Raw genomic sequence first — 21,608 nt, forward strand, 5'->3', positions numbered from 1 at the left:
GTTTCAAGTCATCGATTTTTTAAGCTTGAGTGCGCTTAAGCAAGCGACTAACGCCGCGGGATTGGCTTGATGTATGTTATGCCCAGCCTGTTCAATCTGGTGCAAGATGATGGGTTGTTGTGCTTGCCAATCCTTTGCAATTGCAGTGAATTTCGCATCTTGGCTGCCAGCAAAAAAATGGCTCTCGCAAGCAAGGCTTGCTGGTACATCCCAGAGAGAGGCTTGGTGAGCCAGTGATGTGGCTAAAAAAATCTGTTTTAGAGTTTGCTTGGGATGTTGGTCGAGCAGCGCCGCGCGCTTGGCTATCAATGCATGCCGCGCCTTGTCGGACATATCGGCAAATACTGCCTGTTGATACCAAAGCTGTAAAAAATCTCGACTGCTTAAGCTGTGCAAGCGCTTGGCCCACAGGTTGTCGTTTTTACTGCGTGCGGCTTGCTCTGCGGTATCAGTTAGCCCGGGATGACAGGACTCTAGCCATAAGCTCAAAATGCGCTGCGGATACGCCTTGGCAAGGTGCAGGGCGATACGGCCGCCGAGGGAATAACCGTAGAGAAAAAAGGATTCAACACCCAGGCGGTCGAGGCGACTGATAATGTCTTGAACACAATAGTCGAAACCATTGGCGAGCGTCGATGGCAGCTCGTGCTGATTGTCGCCGTGTCCAGGTAAATCGAGGCAGATACAGTGAAAATGCTGGCTCAGTTCGGGGATAAGCGGCAGCCAATCGGTTTTAGTCCCTAAAAAGCCGTGAAGCAGGACTAAGTTTGGCTGCGAGACTTCCCCGTAACGGGCCACGGTTGGCATTAGCTTTGTTTCACCCATAAATTAAGCGCGGCGATCTGCTCGCTGGCTTGATGTTGGCTCACACTGACTTCGATCACCGAGGCGCCCTGATAATCGAGCGCTTCGTGATAACAGCTTTGGAAGTCGGCTAAATTATCCACTTGATTATAGGGCAGATTAAACATAGCAGCTGCGTAACCAAATTCTAAACCATGGCTTAAGCGGTAGTAATCACTGCGCAGCTCTTCGTTGGGAACGGGCAAGAGATTAAAGATATTGCCGCCATCGTTATTGAGAATAATGATCACCAGCGGACTGGTTAAGCTGCGGGCAATGGCAAAAGAGTTGAGATCATGCAGCTGGGATAAGTCCCCAATAATCAAGCTTGTGGGTTTACCTTGGTGTGCGGCAATACCGCAAGCGGTCGCCAGTAAGCCATCGATCCCTGAGGCTCCGCGGTTGGTATATGTGGTGGCCGTGCAACAACTCACAGGGGCGTACATATCGTATAAGCGCACGGGCAAACTATTGCCGATAAACAATTGCTGCTCTAACGGCCGCGTATTGGCAATGGCGCGGATAACCTGCGCCTCACCAAACTCACCTTGATCGATATTACGCACAAATAAACTATGCAATTCATCGTTGTAGGTGACTAAGGTGTTGGCCCAATTGGCCGAAGAGGAACGATACCAATTAAGTAGAGCAAATTGCGCGGCGTTGGCGTGCCAAATGTGTTTGGCATTATGGCTTGGGTCGAGCCTGTCCTGCTGTGGCAGCACTTGCCAGTAACTGTGCCAGTTTTGCTCGGCAAGGTAAGCAATCAAACGCTTAGACAATAAGCGTCCACCAAAGACCAGCACGCGATCCGCCTCTTGCAACAGATTGCGCGCCTTGGGATGTTGCAGTAGTTGGTCAATATTGCCTATCGCCGCCGGATGTTGCCGCAATTGCGACTGTGCATCGGTCAGCAAGGGCCAACCAATTTTTTGTGAGAGGGCGATAAGCTGCTGTGGATCTTGCTCCGGCGTGAGCGTACCCGCGATGATGACGCCCTTGCCGTGGACGAAACGCATAATGGCGTCATCGCTCGGGGTGCTGAGTTGTTCACTCTTACCGTATTGAGTGTAGGGTCTGGCGTGTTGTAACCAAGTTTGCAATGGCCTCAGATAAGGCGATTCGCTATCGAGAATGCTGCCATTCATCTCACTCGGATAGAGGGGTTCACGGTACATGCAGTTGATATGCACTGGACGTGTTTGGTTTGCCACCGCCTCATCGAGGGTTGTGAGCAACATCTGCGGTGCAATGTGCGCATCTGGCGTGGGCAGGTTTACCTGCTGGGCATAATTGGCAAAAATTGCCGGTTGCACTATGGCTTGGTTGGCGCCACAACCGAGTAACTCTGGCGGTCTGTCACCGCTTAAGACAATCAAGGGCACATGGGTGAGCCAAGCTTCGACTATCGCAGGATACAGGTTGGCGACGGCCGTGCCTGAGGTGGTGATAATTGCCACGGGGGCGCAGCTGGCTTTGGCTAATCCGAGGGCCATAAAACCTAAGCCGCGCTCATCGAAATGCAAGTGACGTTTCAGCTTAGTTTGCTGAGCCGCGGCTAAGGTTAACGGTGTCGAACGTGAGCCCGGCGCCATGCAGACATGCTGCACACCAAGACGTGCTAATTCTTCCAGAATCAGTGCGCCCCACATTAGGTTCAGTGTGGCTGTGTTTTCGGTTCGCATAGCAAGATCAATCAGGATAAAGATGGGCTTAGTGTAACGTGTTTGGCGGCTAAGATGTATGTCTGGCTTAACAAAACTTAGGGTTGTACGCAGGAGGGTGAGGTGGAGCCTAAGCTAAGGCACAGGATGCCTATCACCTCGAATAACAAGATGGCGAATGTTTATAAATCAGCGATCAGATAATGTTGTCGACGATTTTTTTAATTTGTCCGCTTAACCAGAGTAACTCCTCATTAGCTTTGTTGGGTTGATTTTTTTGCACAAGGAAAATTGTCGGCGCCTCGGTATTTGCATATAAACGCTCGGCCTCCAGTTGCGATAACTGACAAGTATGTAGCTCAGGTATTTCGGCCACCATTTCGTAAACTACTCGATATGGCAGTAAGGAAATCGTCTGGCTCTCGCCGAGGTATTCAAACAGGCTTGAAATACTGGTAATGGTAATTTCAGTATTGAGTTTTATGCCGTTTTTTATACAAAATTCTTGATACGGGCTGAGCCGAGTGCTGGGGTTGCCAAGATCTGTGTTGACATAAGGATACTCGGCGATGCTCTCAAGCGTGATGTCGCGTTTAAAAATGGGATGATTGCGGCTAGCGATCAGGTAAACCTTGTCCATGCGCTGTAGTGTTGTGGTTTGTAATTTGTCGCCATAGGCGGCGACATCAGCGGTGCTCTTATTACAGCAAATACCTAAAGTGGTGTCCCCATTGATGATGTCCTGCGTGGTATGGATTGACCAAGGGGTAATATTAATATGGATAGATTTCTGTTCTTCCTTGATGGCTTGCATTAGGGCTTTAGGAAACGCATAGGCGATGAGCCCCGGTGCTGCGATTTCAATATGGGTTTTAACATGGTTAGCATTGGCGGCACGTACCTTTTGAAACTTATCAGTACATTCAATGGTTTGTTTAGCTATAGGATATAAGTGAGTGACAAATTCATTAGGGAATAAGCCATATTTCTTACGAATAAAAAGCTCATCACCGAACACTTCCCGCAGATTTTTTAGGCTGCGACTTATTTTGGGTGCGGGAATATCCAATGCCTTTGATACATAAGTTGCAGACTTGTTCTCATATAATGAAACAAGTATTTTTAAACTCAAAATATCGAGGCCGTCCATGTTACTAATATGCATTTTTTATATTCCTTAATATTGAGTAAATACTTTAAAGAACACCTAATTATGGTGTTATTTATTTAATTTAATGTGAATCCCGTCTCAAGTTTTACACCTTGAATTTATCTATGTGTAACAAAGGGTTTAGAATTTGTTTTTTTATATTTCAAAAAACATAATTAAACTAATTTGAAATTTTAATTTTTGACATTCAGTTCGGCAAATTTCAGTTTCTTAATTAACTATTATCAATATGTGCATTTTAGATTTACGCGATATGGTAATGTGTTCTGTATCCTAACTTATTGTTTATGTTTAATTTTGAATTTGGATATGTGATCTATGTCAAAAAAATAAATCCTGTCTGCAATAATACTGAAGGTGCTTTAAAGGAGATAACAAAAATATAATTGTGTTATTGGAGGCGTATATGAATACTTCAGTCATTCTCAGCTATGCATTTATGTACTTCGTACTATTCGTAGCAGTGCCATTTGTGTTTGTAATGTTCGTCATGACTTGCATTAAGTTTTTTAGGGCTGATCCCGAGGAAGCTGCACATCATGAAATGAAACTTAAACCAGTGTTATTTGACGAGGATAGTTTCAACTTTTTTAAATCACTCAAAACTGTCGTTGAAGGTAAATACGACGTCTGTTGCAATGTGCCGTTGGACACCGTATTTGATATGGACCAGCACGATGCTGATTTAAACCATGAATGCCGTCTCGACTATGTGTTGATTGACCATGACTCATCAGAAGTCAAAATGGTGATCAGTGACGCCGGTAAACAAATCAATTCACCCATGAAAAAGCTATTCAGTAAATTCAATATTGGTTTTATTGAAATGAATCAGCATAAGCACTGGGATCCAACAAGTCTTAAGCAAGCGCTAGCTGTTTGACCTCGCTCGTCGGGTTCGGAGCTCTCCGAACCTGACTTCCTCTTTGTTTCCCAATGAATTGATATGAGGACTCGCTATGTCTACACGACAATGGCTGTGGTCATTACGCTTGGGTGCAATGGCATTACTGCTCAGTTTTTCCGCAACGAGTGCTGAACCCGCCAAGCAAATTAACAGTGATGCTTGCATGAAGTGTCATAAGCGTAATGGTCAAATGTTAGGGCATCACGGCCAAGATGCCATGAAAATGACCTGTTCAAGCTGTCATGGTGAGAAGGGTGATCACCCTAAAAAACCAAATGATTTAGTGGTTTTTGGATTAAATGAGGCATCCGAAACCTCAGTGCAATTGCAGGTCTGCCATAAGTGCCATATGCCCGCCAAACTTAGCTCTCAAGAATGGACGCATAATGTGCATGCGCAAAAAGTGGCCTGTGCCGCTTGCCATAAATTACATAGCCCCACCGATCCTATGGCGGAGATAACGCCTAAGGTTCGCAGTGAGCTGTGCCGTAACTGTCATACAGGCCAGCAGGAGTAAGGTTATGGAAAATTCAAAAAGAAGATTTCTCAAAGGGACATGTGCCCTGTTGGCTGGCGCTTCGGGGGCGACTCTACTCGCGACTGTTAGTGCTTCGAATGAGGCCAAGGCCGACCCCAGTGTTAAGTATGCGCTGATCCACGATGAGACTAAGTGCATAGGTTGCAAAGCCTGTGAGGTTGCATGCCGTGAAACCAACCATGTGCCAGAGGGAGTGGCGCGGTTGAAGATAGAACAAACTGGGCCCTACGGAGAATATCCTAACCAGTTTTATCACTTCAGTCGTAAGTCTTGCCAGCACTGTGAAGATGCGCCCTGTGTCAATGTTTGCCCCACAGGTGCCGCTTTTATCGATAAAGAGACGGGAATCGTGTCTGTAGATGCTTGGAAGTGTGTCGGCTGCCAGTATTGTATCGCGGCCTGCCCTTACAAAATTCGCTTTATCAATCCCGTTACCCATGCTGCGGACAAATGTGATTTTTGCCGTGAGACCAATCTTGCCCAGGGTAAACAACCCGCCTGCGTTGCGGCTTGTCCGACTAAGGCATTGGTGTTTGGTAACTTAAAGGATCCCACTTCACAGGTGGTACAAGTGCTGAAGGCTAACCCAACCCAAAGGGCTAAGGTCGACCTAGGAACGCGGCCAAAACTATTCCGCATTGTGGCTAAATCAGGGGAGGTAGCAATATGAGCGCCCTACATTTTGATACGCTAGTGTGGCATTGGCCGATCGCGATTTACCTGTTTTTAGCAGGTGCTTCGGCGGGTGCTATGTTCTTTGCGGTGTTACTCAAACATTTTGTGTTAAAGCATAATGCCTACCAGTCTGGCTTTGTGCAGGCGGCCTGTATTGTAGCGCCCGTGGCGGTGATGGCGGGTTTGGGCATCTTGGTATTGGACCTAACTAAGCCCTTCGATTTTTGGAAGATCTTAGTCTTCTATAATCCCAAGTCTGTGATGTCGATGGGGGTGCTGATCCTACTGATTTACCAAGTCTTTATGTTTATGTGGATTGGCTTGTTATTCCGTAAACCTATCGATGCTTGGTGTGAGAGTCGCTTCCCCATAGTGCTGAAGTTTACCGCTTGGTTGAGCCGCTTCGAGGCGACAATTACCGGTTTGTTGGTGATCTTTTCCCTCGCGCTTGGGGCCTATACCGGCTTTTTGCTGTCGGCCTTACCTGGCTATCCGATGTTGAAAAACCCAGTGTTGCCACTGCTGTTTTTGGCTTCGGGACTGTCATCGGGCGCTGCATCTTCTCTACTGGGGGGCGTGTTGCTAAACGCTAACCCTAATGCCAAGGAAGTGCACTTTATCCACAAGGTTGAGATCCCACTGATTTTGGTGGAGATAGTGCTAATTTTCACCTTCTTTATGGGGCTGGTCTTGTCCGGAGGTCAGAGCAAGTTTGCCGCCTTCAATGCGATAGGTTACGGCTTCTGGGGATGGATCTTCTGGATTGGTATTGTCGGATTGGGGTTGTCTGGCCCATTGGCGATGAACCTGTTTATGACGGCCACTTCAAAACGTAAGTGGGCTTATGTTGCAGGCACTGCATGCTTAAGTCTCATTGGTGTGCTTCTGCTGCGTAACTTTATTCTCTACACGGGGCAAATGACGGTCGTTTAATTGGGCATGGTTCGCCCAAGGTTATAGATAAAAAGGAATTACGGTGAATGGCGAAGCGGTGTCTAAGGAAGCACCGTGAGCTAACTCCCTTTAATCACGCTGGCTGAAGTAATTAAAGGTGTGTTGTCTTGTCGCGATTTGCTGTCACAGGGAGGTTATTGGGAAGGGAAGCCATATTTGATATTTAGGTATTGTTTGCCCTGCCTCCACAAGGGCCTCGCCACCTTTATTCCTTAGGGGTGGCGTTTCTTGTTTGGGGGCAAAGCACGTTTATTCACCCATATTATTTATCCACTCGCTCATCACCACATGGGTTTTGATTTTAATGATGTCAGTGTGGGTATCGATATATTCACGGATCTCGTGCAAGCGGCGCATCGAAGGGGCGTGGACATACACCAGTAAATCCATATCGCCAGAGATACCGCGGCAGGTAATAACTTCGGGGATGGCATGGAATACATGCACCACATCGGCGCAACGCGGGCATTTATGCTGGATTTCGAAATAGGCCGACACGCCTTCCTTTTGCGACTCACTCAGCAATACCTGATAGCCACGGATAACCCCAGTTTGTTCCAGTTTTTTGATCCGCTCGGCAACGGCGCTACGGGAAAGGTTCACCTGCTCGGCAATACTGGAGACGCTCTGGCGAGCATCTTGGCGCAGGCTGTTAATGATGGCGGTATCAAACTTATCCAACTTGGACTCCGATAAAAACGAGTGGTAAAAGCAAGAAGCATATCGCCAAGGCAGACTAATATCAGTTAAGCACCCAGTGCTGGGGCTGCGCCGTCATTTTGCCGGAAATATGCATTTTTGCCGTCATTTTGCCGGTGTTTGCCACTAAGAACACTGAGATTAACGGCAGATTGCGGCGTAGAATCTCACTATACTGACGGCTTCAAAACCACTGAATTTTAACAGATGAACTCACATAGCGGAACTATAGGACGTTGGCAAGGCGCAGGCTTGATGGCCACCACTTTGCTGGGCACAGGGGTGTTTATTCTCCCACAAATGACAATCGACAAAGCCCATGCTGGCGCGCTTATCGCGTGGTCACTCCTGACCTTAGCCATTATTCCAGTGGCATTGATTTTTGGGCGGCTGGCGAGTGTCTTTCCCCATGCTGCGGGTCCCGCTTATTTTGTGGAAAAGGCCTTTGGTCGAACCGCAGGTCGTACTATCGGACTCATTTTTTTGTTGGTTGTGCCGATGGGCGCGCCCGCCGCGATTTTGATGACTTTCCAGTTTGTTAATGCACTCATCCCCTTGGATGGCTGGTACAAGGTGGGCGCTGAGGTATTAGTGATTTTCGGCTTATTCCTGCTTAATCTGCGTGGCATTCAAGTCTCGGCCAAACTGCAATTTGGCTTAACGCTTTGTATTGTGGCGATTGTGGTGCTGTTATTCGGGGCGAGCAGTGTGCAACCAGGGCACTTAACCTCATTGGCAAGCTATGGCACTCCAGAAATCCCCACCATCATGATTGCCGCAGGTATCGCCTTTTGGAGCTTCTTGGGGATTGAGGCCATGACTCACCTCGCCGATGATTTCCGCCGTCCACAACAGGATATGATCCCAGCGATGATGATGGGCACTGTGCTGGTGGGCATTATTTATGTGGCCTGTACCTTGATTTTACTGTTAGTGCCGACCGATAAAAGCGTGGCCATGATCGGTGTGTTCGATACGCTCTTGGGCGGCTATGGCGCTCAAGTGATTGGTGTGCTGGGGATTGCCAGCGGTCTTGCCACGGTTAACGTGTATGCCGCCAGTGCTGCGCGTCTTATCTGGAGCTTTAGTAACGAAGGGATTTTGCCGCGCTGCTTTGCGGTAAAGAATGGCTACGGTGTGCCAATTCGCGCTTTGGCGGCGTTACTTAGCGTTATGGCGAGTGTGATAGTGCTAACTCACATCACTGGTCAAGAGCTGGAGCATCTTATTGCTTGGAGTAATGGGGTATTTGTGGTGATTTACTTAATGGCGATGTTAGCCGCAGCTAAATTATTGCCCCGCAGCAACTTACCCTTAGTGGTATTAGGTTGTGGCTTCTGTTTGGCCTTAGGTATCGCGCTTGGGGCTAGCATGACCTACGTGCTGGTATTGATTTTGTTCGTTGCGCCGTTCCTGTGGTGGCAGAAGACGCATATCAGTCGCAAACAGAGCATAGCGGTAAATAAAGTGTCTTAGTGGCCGAGGTTTTGAACGATTAATCACTGAATGTAACACCAGAACGCCAACCAGCGCGCGTTCTGGTCTCTTGCGCTTATATTTTCTGATCCAGTTTAAAGTCGAGCTGCACCTGTTGATTCAGCTGTGGCACGGCCTTGCCCGAATCAAACTTAGGTTTGTATTTCCAGTTTTGCACCGCTGACAGCGCGGCCTTGTCAAACACCCGCTTGGGGTTGGCATCGAGCACACGCACGTTGCTGACAGTACCATCCGCGGTAATATCAAAGCCTACGACTACATAACCTTCCTTACCATTTTGTGCCGCATCAATGGGATAGCGAGGGGACACTTGCACCACGGGTAAGGCCTCTGCCGTCATTGCCGATGGGTTAAATAACGCTGTTTGCGTTGGCATTTCGGGGGTAAAAGTCTTAGGGCTAAAGTCGACCACTTCAGTACTTTCGCCCGGAGTCGTCACCCGCTCCCTCGCTGGAATGGGTTTTGGTGGTTCGGGTTTGCGACTTTCCTTCGGTGGAATTGGCGTTCGCTCGCTCATCAAAATATTGATTTGCGGCGCATCTGACGCTTGTCCGCTCAATGGCTGCGGATTATGGATAAGTTGCGCCATAAACACGAACAAACCTAAGGTGATCAGAGCGCTAACAATAATAATCCCAGTGCGATTAACGAGTGCATTTTGGCCCATAGTGCTTCCTTACAATTGATGAACAAGATTTAATCTATATCACCCATTACTTGATTTTAGAAATATTCATTTACAAATAAGACTATTTATTGAGTGATTTTGTTGCTGTTCCTCATCAATCAAAGCGTGAATTTATCAGGTTCATTAGGCATTGCAGGGGTATTTTGATATTGAGTCAGAGCATTTTTGGCCAAGATAATGATTGCTGAATGCTGGCGTAAAAGCTTGACACCCTATTGATAAGTCATCATATCTTTCAGAGCGAGGCGAGATTTTGTGTTCTATATTTTGATCATTCGTTTAGAAGGAGAATAAATATGGATTCCGCCGCGCTACTGAGTCGAGTCGATGAGTTACCCCGTTTACCTAAAGCGATTAGCGAGCTACTTGATGTCGTAAATGATGACAATGCAACGGTAAAAACCATTGCGACTAAGGTGTCCCACGATCCCTTAATCAGTGCCAAGGTTCTTAGGTTGGCTAACTGTGCATATTATGGACATAGCAGAGAGGTCGGTAGTATTGATGAGGCCGTAGTACGTCTAGGGATGCAGACGCTACGAACTTTAGTCTTAGCCTCCGCTGTTATGGGGTCTATGCCTAAATGTAATGGTGTGGATCTGGCTCAATTTTGGGGGCAAACCTTTGAAATTGCACTTTATAGCCAAGAAATGGCTAGACGGTGCGGAGTACAGCCGGAAGAGGCCTTTACTTGCGGGATTCTCCATCGGATTGGTGATTTATTAATTGCGGCGATTTCTCCTGAAGACGCTGAAAAAATTAACGAAGCTGTCGCACAGGGTAAAGATAAGCATGCATTTGAGCGCGAACTCCTTGGTTATGATTCCCCCGATATTGGTGCATTGTTAGCTCAAAACTGGAAATTTACTCCCGCGCTGGTGCAGGGCATTCTGTTTCAAGATCACCCTAAGGATTCTAATCCCTTCTCAAAGCTCGCGGCGTTATTGTGTTTATCTCACAAAGTGTTAGCTGATTGGGATAGTATTGAAGATGACGATAAAACCAGTTGGTTATCGCAATTGGCGACTAAGAAAGGCTTAAAGATGGAAATGGGTGGATTGCGAGCCAAATTAACTGAGCTGAGAGGTGCAGGCTTCGAGATTGGTAAGGCACTTGCCTAAGACTGTTTGAGCCGCAAACTTAAAACGTTAACTAAAAGCATGAATAGCGTTACTGCGATTCATGCTTTTTTGTTGTTTGATCTTAGTTTAGTGCGTCGATAGCCTGATTACGCATCTGGATCAGTTCGCTGTGCTTAAGGTATAGTAAATCAGCGGTGCGGCGAATGATTTGATCTTCATATTGGGAGAGTTGTCCATCCGCATAGGCAAGTTGCCACATGGCTAATAGCAATTGCTGTTTTTGCTCCACGCTAAACTCGGCATTGATGGTATTGGTAAACTCAAATAACGATGTTGCATTACCTTGGGCTTTTTTAGCCTCTTCAATCAGTTCCTTGGCTTCCTCCTCCAGCATAGACAGTGTATCCGTTAGCAATGTCGGCAGTAACGCCATTTCTTCCGCCGCGAGGGTTTCATCGGCAAATACCACTTCGAGCAACATGCTCGCTGCCGCTAACTTTAGCTGGTGGGCTTTCTCCTCGGGAGAGATAGCTTGGGTGTGGGATTGAAGAAATCGTTTCAGCTTAGCAATCATAAAAGGGCACTGCTCTGGCAAGAAGAGATAATTTAATAGAGCGATTTACGGCGCTAAAGTTCACCCTAAGCTTATGGGCTTAGGATGATGGGCAAGATTACAGTAGGGCGTTTAGGCCTTTCATCAGCAGATCTGAGCTGCCTTCGGCACCATTTGTCTCAAGGTAAGACTTGGCGATATTGATCATCGGCATGGCTAACTCTTTAGAAATACCTAATTTTTCAAAGGCATCTAACACCATTGCGCTACCCTGTAGAGAAGAGCCAATATTACCCGCCTTAGAGAGCAAACCTGACACCCCTGAATTGCCATCGAGTTTAGGGACTGCAGCTAATAGGCTGTCTGCATTCGGAATGCTGGCGGCTAATTTGGTGTAATCATTCGTACCTAAGCTTGATTGTGCAAGGCCTAACAGGCTGCCTAAACCACCTTCGGCTTGGGCTTGGCTTAAGCCGAGTTGCGACATCACGCTGCCAACTAACTCGTTGGATTGGGTTACAGTAGCTGTGGTCGCTTTCTCCGTTTTTGCTTGTGTACCGGCAAGGTTATCTAACCAACCTGCACTGGCGGGAGTAGCGAGAAGACAGGCGCTAATCAGAATAGAGAGAGTGAAAGTGTGTTTCATAGAGTGGCATCCTTTGACGGTTTGCGCGCAATAAAGTGGACAGTGTAACGGCTTTGCGACTTTTGTTGCAGCCCTTTTCTGTGATTTACGGTTCACTCAGACGATTTGTGTTGTGCATTGGAGCAGGATTTTGGGTATCCTTAGCGGCAATTCACGGTGTTAATTTACTTCAATTATTTTTGGAAAGGCGCATGTCACTATCCGCAATTTTGACCGAAGCTTATAACTTTTTCCGTAATCATCTCACTCAGCTTGCCATGCTGACGGTACCATTGCTATTAGTGCAAGTGGGGATCCAGCTGTGGCTAGGGACAGAGATGAGCAAAGTCGATCTGGAAAACCCGCAGTTTGGCGCGCCGCATATGATTGCCATGATGCTATTGCTGTTGATTTTTTCGGTGCTGATTGCCGCGTTAACACTGTTTTTAGAGTTGAGATCCCAAGGGCACAACCCCTCGGCGGGTATGGTATTAAAAGCCAGCTTACCCTTTGTACCGCCCTTACTGCTGGCGGGTGTATTTTCAGGTCTCGCAATTTTAGCGCCTGTGATGTTATTCGCCGCGTTTGGGCCAATGTGGTTGGTTGGACTTGTGATCAGTTTTTACCTGTTTGCCCGCCTAGCCTATGTGAACTTTATGGTGGTGGTTGAGCGTCTAACGCCGCTGGAAGCCATTAAGGCAAGCTTTAGCTTTAGTGGGCCTATCGTACTGAAAACCATCGCCTTATTGATGCTTTACCTGCCGCTTTCTGTCGTGGGCGCTCAGCTCTCTGGCGCTGCTTCCCTGGGCGGCCTGCCAGTGCAAATGTTGGCGGATACCTTGATGGCATTTATCGGTCTATTCGTGAACTTAGCGCTGTTCCGCCTGTATATGGTGACGAAAAAGCCCAGCGCAGAATAACATTCACTGAGTATATTCGAGTTGAGGTAAGAACGTATGGGGACTGGGGCTGAGTTACTGGATAGCGAATTTATCCAAGGCTTTTCGGCCGCGCTCCTCGATGATTACCTCAACGCCAAAAACTATGTGCAGGATGTGCCCACTCAGTCACTGTTGCATATCCGCAGTTTTACCCACAGGCTGACCGAACTGCTTGGTCAGGATAAAGCCGTCTCCTTCACCAGTCCTAACCTCTATGACCGTATCGAGCTGCTAAACCAAAAGCGGCTGATCGATGTGAAGACGACACGAGCCTTACATCGTCTGCGTGGCGATGGTAATCGTGGCGCCCATCCTGAAAAATACCATTTAACCCAAGAACAATTGCTCGCCTTGGCCCAAAAGGCCATCAAAGATGTGTTGGCCTTAATTGAGCACTTGTATCCTAAGGTGATTGGGCGCGCGGCTCCCACTTATCGTTACCAAGCCAGTGACGCCGTTACCATCAAAGATCTCTGTTACCGCGCGGTGATGGAAGACGACCCTAAGGCACAATACCTTGTGGGGATCTCTTTTAAAACCAAAGCATTAATGCTTAAAGAGCAAGAGCTTGCCTTGGTTGATCAATCCTATGGTAATGAAGATGAAAATGGCCCAGCAGTGAAGGAAGTGGCGCAAAAAGCCCGTGATACCTTTGCCAAAGCCGCCTATTGGTTTGCCCTTGCGGCGCCAAAACATTCCGATGCCCTCTATGAACATGGGGTCGGGCTTATTCATGGTTACCAAGGACAGGCCGATGCCATTCTGGGCGAAGCTGCGATTGCTAAGGCTGCTGAGGCGGGTGTTGTCAATGCGATGGCGTTACTCGGGTATTTTTATCTGGTGGGCAGCGAGTCATTTAAGCCGGATTTAGCGCAGGCGAAGCATTATTTACAACTGGCGGCCGAGGGTGAGCAGACTGAAGCCATGGCGAATTTAGGCGTGCTTTACTATCAGACCAAAGATCTGACTCAAGCCTATCATTTTATTAGTAAAGCGGCGCAAGCGGGTTATCCCCATGCCCAGTACCATTTAGCCTTAATGCTCGCCAACGGCGATGGTTGTCAGCGCGATCCTATCGTGAGTGAGTATTGGATGGCCGAAGCGGCCGAGCAAGGTCAGCTGGATGCCATGCTTACCCGCGCACAACACATGCTAAATGACGAAAGTGGTTTGGGTGGCGATGTGAGTCAGGCGGAGCGTTATCTACGTGAAGTGATTAAATACGGTCACAGTGTGCCAGCCATGATTGAACTGAGCATGGCACTCGCGGACGGTATTTTAGGGCGTATCGATGTGGTGGGCTCTGCGGCGCTGCTCAACCTGGCGCGCCGTCATGCCAATAGCAAAGAGGCTGAGATTATCGAGCCCCTATGGCAATCACTCGCATTGCAGGTTGATACTGTGCTGGGAATGACCCAAGATCCCGGCGAGATTCAAACCCTGAAGCGCGCCAAGGATCTGCTAAGCGTTTAGGGATTAGCCTTCATCATTTTGATGTTCAAAGGTGCGACCAGTGTAGTGCTTTGCATGGGTTTCGCGCACCACATTCGTGGAACGATAAAACTCAGTCTCTTGGCTCGCCGCTTCCCTTGCTTGTGCTTGGGCACGATTAAACTTACTCATTTGGCGCGCCACGTAAATGCGGCTAAATAGCACTAAGCAGCCGAGCGCAATAGCGCCAAATAAAAGCACAAAAGGCAATAAAAACAGTGATAAACAGATTAGGCTAACACTAACGGCCATGGCTAACCAAGCCCGTGCTCCTGAAAGGCGTGGCTGAAATGGGCTCTGTTGAAATTGTTGATAGATCATAAGAACTCCTAATCAAAATGGGGCGAGGCGTAAGGTAAATCATCTAAGGATTTGCCAAATTGGCGTCATCAAGAGGTCTCTTTCCCAATGCTATGGAGAGTCAGTGTGCAATAAATAAACGGATTGGGTCACGTTAATTTGGGTTAATTTACGTTGTTTTACGTCTGGAAGCTTACATTGTTGTGTAATCTGAGGTGTCTGTGATCTTTTAGTTATCATTAGGTTTTTAATGATTTGATTAAAGTTATCTTTATGTTTTTGCTTAATTATTTATTAATTTGATGATAAGTGATTCTTTGTTTGTTGTGCGAGATGTGCGAAAATTTAACCGATATTTTGATTGGTCATGGCTAAATCTGTAAATTTATTACAGTGAGTGATGACCATTCGTCCAATACCTTCCTTCAGTGCTGTGTAAATCGTAGATACCAAAATGAACTCATATTCACTTAAACAAAAGATCCTGATTTCGGTCGTGATCGCCTTGTCCCTCGTGATCAGCTTGCTGTCTTGGCAAAGCTACTCCAGTCAAAAATCATTGTTATTGCAAAATAGCCTAGAGCAGGTACAGCGCTTAGGTGAACAACAGGCCGAGCGCATTCAAGAATGGCTGGCTGGACGCCAAGATATCGTAGGCGTATTGGCATCTAAGGTGGAAGGTAACAGTTTAAGTGCATTGCAACAGGCGCAGGCCTCAGGGCGATTCCAGTTGACTTATTATGGTACCGAGACAGGACAAATGTTGGACTCAGATCCAAGCATCGACCGTACGGGTTACGATCCGAGAACGCGTCCTTGGTATAAACAGGCGATGAATGAGCGCGGCCTCATCCTGACTAAACCCTATGTCGACGTGGCCTATAACGTGTTAGTGGTCAGTATGGCGCAGGCCACTTCTCAAGGTGTGGTAGGTGGCGATCTCTCGATTGCGAGTCTGGTTGAGAGCGTAAATCGCATGACGCTCCCCGCCAATGGCTATGCGATCATGATGCACAAAGACGGCACTGTGATTGCCTACAAAGATGCCTCTAAGGCGATGAAGCCCGTCGGCCAAATCGACAACGATTTGAATCATGATTTACCGCAGCAGAGCCGCCAAGCGGGAGCCTTGCTGCCCATGTATTTTGAGAATGAGGGCCGTGATAAGTTAGTCTGGGGCGTCGATATTCCCAATACCGATTGGGAGTTGGTGATAGTGCTGGATAAGGAGACTCTTGAGGCGCCGTTAACCGATCTTCTGTTGACGCAATTTGGACTCGCTGCCGTAGTGTTACTCCTGAGCGTGTTGGCGATTTCCTGGTTGGTAAATCTACTGCTAGGCCCACTTGGACGCGTGTCTCAGGCGCTGGCACGCATTGCCGACGGCAATGGCGATTTGACTCAACGCATAGAGGTCGACACACAGGATGAAGTAGGCGTGTTGGCCGATAGCTTTAACCGTTTTGTCGGCAGCCAGCATCAACTGATCAGCCATATTCGTCAGTTAGCCAGCGAGCTAGATGCGGATGCCGAGCGCAGTCTTAAAACCAACCATATTGCGGTGGCAGAGTTGCAACGTCAGCAGCAGGAAGTGGCCATGGTGGCAACGGCGGTGACCGAAATGGCGAGCGCGACCAATGAAATTGCCGCCAATGCGGAAAATACTGCAACAGCGGCGCAGCAGTCGGCCGCGAGTAGTTTTCAAGGCAAAGAGCTGGTCAATAAAACCCGCAGTTCGATCAACTCCTTGGCCGATGAAGTCGCTCAGGCAACAGACGTGATTGAAGATTTAAGTCGCCATGCCCAGTCGATTTCTAGCATTTTAGCGACAATTCAAGGGATTGCAGAGCAGACTAACCTGTTAGCGCTCAACGCAGCGATTGAAGCCGCCCGCGCGGGTGAGCAGGGCCGTGGTTTTGCGGTGGTCGCCGATGAGGTGCGGGTATTGTCGCGTCGGACGCAAGATTCGACCCAAGAAGTGCATGCGACCATTGAAACCTTGCAACGCACTACAGCTAAAGCGGTTAGTTTGATGGAAAGCAGTCAAATGCTTGCGGGCAACAGCGTGGAAGATGCCAATGCTGCGGCCAAGGCGCTGGAGGAAATCACCCAAGCTGTGAATGTGATTTCGGATATGGCGGGGCAAATTGCCACGGCTGCCGAAGAGCAAACACATGTTACGGGGGAAATCACCCAAAATACCGTGGCGATCAAGGACGTGACCGACGAAATCACCGAGGCGGCGAAATCGGATCTGACGCAAGCGCAAGCATTAAAGGCGCGAGCGAACGATCTCAATGCTCAGGTAGCGACCTTTATTCTGTAATCCCATCTTAAAATTATTCCTACAGATAGTCATTAATCTTCAATATAAGTGCCAGTTAATAAAATTGGCACTTATATTAATTTAATAATCTATTATTTGAATTTATCTCTAATTCGTTAGCATTAATATGCGATATTTTTCGGTTCATGCTAGTCATATTGCATATTTAAGTTTAAATAAGCTAAGCGTTCTGTTTGGTATGGCTTAAATATCAATATCTAGATATCTAATTATCTTGGCTTTTATTGTGAATTTGTTTATTTTTGAGATCAATAGTAAATACGTAAGTTGTTATTTCACGTATTTTGATAAGCCAAATGCTGCTTTGAATAAATTTTGTTCGAAGTAGGGCGATTATCCTATGTTTATATGCGAAATATTCTATGAAATCATATTCATTAAAGCAGAAAATTCTTTCGTCCGTTATTCTTGCTCTTTCAGCAGTGATTTTACTACTGTCGTGGCAAAGTTATACCAGTCAGAAAAAAGTGCTGTTAGATGTTAATTTAGAGCAAGCTCAGCGTCTTGGAGAGCAGCAAGCGTTAATCATAAGTGAGTGGCTTTCAAGTCGTCAGCAAATTGTGAAAGCGATGGAAACTCAGTTAAACCATAACATTGTGCAAGCAATGAAGCAGGCGAAAGAATCGGGAGGTTTTGAATCAACATTCTTTGGGGAGTCTGACGGTAACATGCGGGACTCTGAGCCAGCGACTGACTATACCAATTTCGATCCTCGTACTCGCCCTTGGTACCAAGAAGCTATGCGAACCGGCAGAAATATCTTAACCAAGCCTTATCTTGATACTGCATTTAATATTCTGGTGGTGACTTTGGCTGAGCCTGTTGCTGGTGGTGTTATTGCTGGAGATTTATCGATTAATAATCTTACTGAAGAAGTTAATCGAATGGAGTTACCTGCAAACGGTTATGCCATCATGATGCATAAAGACGGCACCATTATCGCTTATAAAGATCAAACTAAAACATTAAAGCCTATTAGTGATATAGACAATGAACTCAATAGTAATTTGTCCGAATTAAGCCGAAAAATTGGTACTTTGCTTCCTATGTACTTTGAAAGTGAAGACCGCGATAAGTTAGTTTGGGGCGTTGATATTCCAAATACAGATTGGAAATTAGTCCTTGTATTGGATAGAGAAACACTTGAGGAACCTCTCTCTAGTTTGCTACTCACTCAGTTTGGATTATCGACACTAGTATTAATTTTAAGCGTATTAGCAATATCTTGGTTAATAAGCGTTCTCCTCGGTCCGTTGAGCCGAGTATCGCAGGCGCTTGCGCGTATTGCCGATGGGAACGGGGATTTAACTCAACGTATTTCCGTCGACACTCAGGATGAGGTGGGTGTGCTGGCCGATAGCTTTAACCGTTTTGTTGGTAGTCAGCATCAATTGATCAGCCATATTCGTCAATTGGCAGATCAATTAGATCAAGATGCTGAACGTAGCCTCGTGACGACACAATCTTCGGTTGCGGAGTTACTACGTCAGCAGCAGGAAGTCTCTATGGTGGCAACGGCGGTGACCGAAATGGCGAGCGCGACCAATGAAATTGCCGCCAATGCAGAAAACACTGCAACAGCGGCGCAGCAATCAGCTGAAAGTAGTTTCCAAGGAAAAGAGTTGGTCAATAAAACCCGCAGTTCGATCAATTCCTTAGCCGATGAAGTGACACAGGCAACTGAGGTAATTGAAGATTTAAGCGGTCATGCCCAGTCTATTTCCAGTATTTTGGGGACAATTCAAGGAATTGCGGAGCAGACTAACCTGTTAGCGCTCAACGCAGCGATTGAAGCCGCCCGTGCGGGTGAGCAGGGCCGTGGTTTTGCCGTGGTCGCCGATGAGGTGCGGGTATTGTCACGTCGTACTCAAGATTCGACCCAAGAAGTACATGCGACCATTGAAACGCTGCAACGCACCACAGCGAAAGCCGTGAGTTTGATGGAAAGCAGTCAAATGCTCGCAGGCAACAGTGTAGAAGATGCGAATGCCGCCGCGAAGGCATTGGAGGAGATCACCCAAGCCGTGCATATCATTTCAGATATGGCGGGGCAAATTGCCACTGCTGCTGAGGAACAAACTCAGGTTACGGGGGAAATCACCCAAAATACGGTGGCGATCAAGGACGTGACCGACGAAATCACCGAGGCCGCGAAATCGGATCTGACGCAAGCCCAAGCATTAAAGGCGCGTGCGAACGATCTCAATGCGCAGGTTGCGACCTTTATTCTGTAAGCTTGATGACAGCGATAAGCCCAGCGTAGGTAAATACTCTGGGCTTTTTATTTGCTCGAATTCTGCGGCAGCATCAGTTTTTCAACACTTTGACAGATGGTATCGCGCATCCATTTATGACCTTGGTCTTCATCGTTGCGCTGGTGCCAGAGCAGCACATAGGCCATAGGGATAAATTCAAAGGGCAGAGGCAACAGCCTCAGTGGATACAGCTTGCATGCGTGCAGTGCAAAGCTCGATGGTAAGGTAAAAATCAAATCACTGTGGGCACAGATGCTGGCCGCGCCATAAAAATCGGGTACAGTCGTGCTGATTTTACGCCTGTGGCCAAGGTCTGCTAGAAAGTAATCCAGCGCCCACCAATCACTCCCTTCACAACGCACCTGCACATGTGCCACATCCAAATACAAATTTAAATCCCATTGTGGTGAGGTGAGAGCGGCCATCAAAGGATGATCTTGGCGCACCAAACACACTTGCCTGTCGGTAAACAGGGTTTGGCAGCTAATGCCATCTGGGAGTCTGTCCGTTTGCGAGTCTGACAGCGGGTGTAAATCCCGCCCCGAGATCCCAAAGTCAATTTGCCCCTGCTGCAAATCGTGCATCGATTTCTCGGTCCACACATAGGAGTCGAGCTTCAGGTTCGGTGCAGTGCTTAATAATGGGCCGATAAAATAGGGAATTAAGGTTTCGTAGGCGCTTTCAACCATGGCAAAGGAAAACTGCCTGTTACTGCTGGCCGGTGTAAACGTCGGTGGCTGTGTGAGTTGATATAAGTCCTGCAAAATATTTGGCAACTTCAGCCCAATATTGAGCGCATGGGCAGTGGGTTTTAGGCCGTGGGCAGTGCGTTGGAACAGGGGATCATCTAAGGTTTCTCGCAGGCGATTCAAGCTCTTGCTCAACGCCGATTGGCTAATATGTAATCGACTCGCTGCGCGTGTGACACTCTGCTCTTCGAGCAAAACCTTCAATATCACCAGTAGGTTGAGATCGATTCTGGCTAAGTTGTCGAGATTCATAGATATTCCTCAGAGGAAATTCACTTTGGAAATTATACCATTTCTGTTCATACCTTGAGTTATTTAAAATAGCGCCCACTGAAATACCTTTTACTGTTTAACCGAGATAAGTTTTATGCGGCGCAATCTGTTACCTATTTTGATGTCTTTGGTGCTACTCAGCCCTTTGGCGATTGATATTTATCTACCTTCGATGCCCACCATGGCGGCAGAGTTCGCCGTGTCTGCAAGTGAAGTGCAATCCACCTTAGTGCTGTTTTTATTTGCTATGGGTGTGGGCCAAATTTTGATTGGCCCCTTGGCCGACCGTTACGGACGTCGACCTGTGGCACTCTTTGGCGTGCTGCTCTATGGTGCCAGCAGTTTGCTTGCGGCCGCTGCGATTGAATTCCATTGGTTACAAATTGCCCGGGTATTACAAGGTTTGGCTGCCTGCTCGACCTCTATTGTGGTCTTTAGTGCAGTGCGCGATTGTTACTCACCAAAAGAAGGCGCCAAAATTTACAGTTACTTAAATGGGGCTATCTGCGTGATCCCTGCACTGGCGCCAACCTTAGGGGGTCTATTGGCTATGCAATTTGGCTGGCGCTCAACCTTTGTGTTTATGACCCTATACGCGATTTTGATGATGCTTTTAGTGGGCTATCGTTTACCCGAAACTCGTCCGGCCAATACGGTGAGCAGTGGTCCCTTGTACCGTTGGAGCCGTTATAAACCCGTACTGAGCAATACCCATTTCTTGTTCTATGCCTTTGCCTGTATGTCGGCGATGGCGGCGATTTTAAGTTATGTGTCTTACTCTCCCGTGTGGCTTATCGGTCATTTAGGCGTGTCAGAGTTAGCTTTTAGCGGTTTATTTGGATTGAATGCTTTGGTCAATATCGGTGCTTGTTTTGCTGCACCAGTGGTGATCCGCAAGTTAGGCAATCGTCCAACCGCCATCCTTGCTTTAGCACTGTTGGTGCTCTCGGCGGTATTGATTATCGCTGCGCAAGCATTTGGCCCAAGTATGGGTATGGCTGCCGCCTTTGCCTTTATGCTGCCTATGATGTTGTTGTGTATTGGTTTTGCTTTCTTATTAGGCCCAGCGACCAGTATGGCGTTGTCTGCCTTTGGCGAGCGCGCAGGCACTGCAACGGCGATGTTAGGTTTTATTCAGATGAGTGGCGCGTCAGTCATAGCAGGCCTAGTGCAGCAAACTAACCTGACTGCACCCTATGCGGTGGCGTTAGTGATGGGATTTTTCTCTATCGGATTACTCTCGATGATGGCGCTCAGCCGCTTTGACCACTGGCACCAAGAGCAATTAGCCGCCGAGCATTAATACGCCCTAAACGGCTAATCAAAGAAACACCCTTTGCCCGTAGCTTATTTGAC

At 47.5% G+C, this 21,608-nt stretch carries 20 protein-coding genes; 11 read left to right on the forward strand and 9 right to left on the reverse strand.

Annotation, left to right across the window (positions count from 1 at the left end):
* Positions 1-3: 3 nt before the first annotated feature.
* The 3 genes from menH to SHD_RS00505 all read right to left on the reverse strand — a co-directional run bounded on the left by menH (position 4) and on the right by SHD_RS00505 (position 3,672).
* Positions 4-807, reverse strand: a complete 804-nt coding sequence (menH, locus tag SHD_RS00495) for a 2-succinyl-6-hydroxy-2,4-cyclohexadiene-1-carboxylate synthase (protein WP_039976942.1) — start codon at positions 805-807, stop codon at positions 4-6.
* Positions 807-2,528, reverse strand: coding sequence for a 2-succinyl-5-enolpyruvyl-6-hydroxy-3-cyclohexene-1-carboxylic-acid synthase (menD, locus tag SHD_RS00500; protein WP_039976944.1), 1,722 nt, complete (start codon positions 2,526-2,528; stop codon positions 807-809). The genes menH and menD overlap by 1 nt, the downstream gene beginning before the upstream one ends.
* Positions 2,529-2,703: 175 nt before the next feature.
* The gene (locus tag SHD_RS00505) at positions 2,704-3,672 is read right to left on the reverse strand and encodes a LysR family transcriptional regulator (protein ID WP_039976946.1); all 969 of its coding nucleotides are present in this window, start codon (positions 3,670-3,672) and stop codon (positions 2,704-2,706) included.
* Positions 3,673-4,084: 412 nt separating this feature from the next.
* On the opposite strand from SHD_RS00505, the gene SHD_RS00510 reads away from it, so the two are divergent.
* The 4 genes from SHD_RS00510 to nrfD all read left to right on the forward strand — a co-directional run bounded on the left by SHD_RS00510 (position 4,085) and on the right by nrfD (position 6,731).
* Entirely contained in the window at positions 4,085-4,561 is a 477-nt protein-coding gene (locus tag SHD_RS00510) for a hypothetical protein (protein ID WP_023265351.1), read from the forward strand.
* A gap of 76 nt (positions 4,562-4,637) precedes the next feature.
* The gene (locus SHD_RS00515) at positions 4,638-5,102 is read left to right on the forward strand and encodes a formate-dependent nitrite reductase (protein WP_023265352.1); all 465 of its coding nucleotides are present in this window, start codon (positions 4,638-4,640) and stop codon (positions 5,100-5,102) included.
* A 4-nt stretch (positions 5,103-5,106) separates the two neighbouring features.
* Positions 5,107-5,793, forward strand: a complete 687-nt coding sequence (locus SHD_RS00520) for a 4Fe-4S dicluster domain-containing protein (protein ID WP_023265353.1) — start codon at positions 5,107-5,109, stop codon at positions 5,791-5,793.
* Entirely contained in the window at positions 5,790-6,731 is a 942-nt protein-coding gene (gene nrfD / locus SHD_RS00525) for a cytochrome c nitrite reductase subunit NrfD (RefSeq protein WP_011718680.1), read from the forward strand. The genes SHD_RS00520 and nrfD overlap by 4 nt, the downstream gene beginning before the upstream one ends.
* A gap of 270 nt (positions 6,732-7,001) precedes the next feature.
* Here nrfD and SHD_RS00530 read toward each other — a convergent pair whose 3' ends face one another.
* Positions 7,002-7,433, reverse strand: a complete 432-nt coding sequence (locus tag SHD_RS00530) for an Lrp/AsnC family transcriptional regulator (protein ID WP_023265354.1) — start codon at positions 7,431-7,433, stop codon at positions 7,002-7,004.
* A gap of 225 nt (positions 7,434-7,658) precedes the next feature.
* Here SHD_RS00530 and yjeH point away from each other — a divergent pair, with 225 nt between their 5' ends.
* On the forward strand, positions 7,659-8,927 hold the full coding sequence (gene yjeH, locus SHD_RS00535) for an L-methionine/branched-chain amino acid transporter (RefSeq protein ID WP_023265355.1): 1,269 nt from the start codon (positions 7,659-7,661) through the stop codon (positions 8,925-8,927).
* Between the two features lie 76 nt (positions 8,928-9,003).
* On the opposite strand, the gene SHD_RS00540 is transcribed toward yjeH, so the two are convergent.
* Positions 9,004-9,615, reverse strand: a complete 612-nt coding sequence (locus SHD_RS00540; RefSeq protein ID WP_023265356.1) for an energy transducer TonB — start codon at positions 9,613-9,615, stop codon at positions 9,004-9,006.
* A gap of 317 nt (positions 9,616-9,932) precedes the next feature.
* On the opposite strand from SHD_RS00540, the gene SHD_RS00545 reads away from it, so the two are divergent.
* Entirely contained in the window at positions 9,933-10,757 is an 825-nt protein-coding gene (locus tag SHD_RS00545) for an HDOD domain-containing protein (protein WP_023265357.1), read from the forward strand.
* Positions 10,758-10,839: 82 nt separating this feature from the next.
* Here the strand turns inward: SHD_RS00545 and SHD_RS00550 are convergent, their stop codons facing one another.
* Entirely contained in the window at positions 10,840-11,292 is a 453-nt protein-coding gene (locus tag SHD_RS00550; protein WP_023265358.1) for a tellurite resistance TerB family protein, read from the reverse strand.
* Positions 11,293-11,389: 97 nt separating this feature from the next.
* Complete coding sequence (locus SHD_RS00555) at positions 11,390-11,917, reverse strand: DUF2780 domain-containing protein (RefSeq protein ID WP_023265359.1); 528 nt, start codon at positions 11,915-11,917, stop codon at positions 11,390-11,392.
* A 191-nt stretch (positions 11,918-12,108) separates the two neighbouring features.
* Here SHD_RS00555 and SHD_RS00560 point away from each other — a divergent pair, with 191 nt between their 5' ends.
* Entirely contained in the window at positions 12,109-12,816 is a 708-nt protein-coding gene (locus tag SHD_RS00560) for a hypothetical protein (protein ID WP_039976951.1), read from the forward strand.
* 36 nt (positions 12,817-12,852) lie between these two features.
* Complete coding sequence (locus SHD_RS00565) at positions 12,853-14,310, forward strand: DUF4145 domain-containing protein (protein ID WP_023265361.1); 1,458 nt, start codon at positions 12,853-12,855, stop codon at positions 14,308-14,310.
* Between the two features lie 3 nt (positions 14,311-14,313).
* On the opposite strand, the gene SHD_RS00570 is transcribed toward SHD_RS00565, so the two are convergent.
* Positions 14,314-14,649: a hypothetical protein gene (locus tag SHD_RS00570; RefSeq protein WP_023265362.1), complete on the reverse strand. Its 336-nt coding sequence runs from the start codon at positions 14,647-14,649 to the stop codon at positions 14,314-14,316.
* 433 nt (positions 14,650-15,082) lie between these two features.
* Between SHD_RS00570 and SHD_RS00575 the strand changes: the two genes are divergently transcribed.
* Both SHD_RS00575 and SHD_RS00580 read left to right on the forward strand, forming a co-directional pair.
* Positions 15,083-16,954 (forward strand): methyl-accepting chemotaxis protein, encoded by a 1,872-nt coding sequence (locus SHD_RS00575; RefSeq protein WP_023265363.1) that lies wholly within the window; start codon positions 15,083-15,085, stop codon positions 16,952-16,954.
* Positions 16,955-17,337: 383 nt separating this feature from the next.
* The gene (locus tag SHD_RS00580) at positions 17,338-19,209 is read left to right on the forward strand and encodes a methyl-accepting chemotaxis protein (RefSeq protein WP_023265364.1); all 1,872 of its coding nucleotides are present in this window, start codon (positions 17,338-17,340) and stop codon (positions 19,207-19,209) included.
* A gap of 47 nt (positions 19,210-19,256) precedes the next feature.
* On the opposite strand, the gene SHD_RS00585 is transcribed toward SHD_RS00580, so the two are convergent.
* The gene (locus SHD_RS00585; RefSeq protein ID WP_023265365.1) at positions 19,257-20,231 is read right to left on the reverse strand and encodes a LysR family transcriptional regulator; all 975 of its coding nucleotides are present in this window, start codon (positions 20,229-20,231) and stop codon (positions 19,257-19,259) included.
* Positions 20,232-20,346: 115 nt separating this feature from the next.
* Between SHD_RS00585 and SHD_RS00590 the strand changes: the two genes are divergently transcribed.
* Complete coding sequence (locus SHD_RS00590; RefSeq protein ID WP_023265366.1) at positions 20,347-21,555, forward strand: multidrug effflux MFS transporter; 1,209 nt, start codon at positions 20,347-20,349, stop codon at positions 21,553-21,555.
* Positions 21,556-21,608 lie beyond the last annotated feature (53 nt).

This window comes from Shewanella decolorationis S12 (assembly GCF_000485795.1).
GTDB lineage: Bacteria > Pseudomonadota > Gammaproteobacteria > Enterobacterales > Shewanellaceae > Shewanella > Shewanella decolorationis.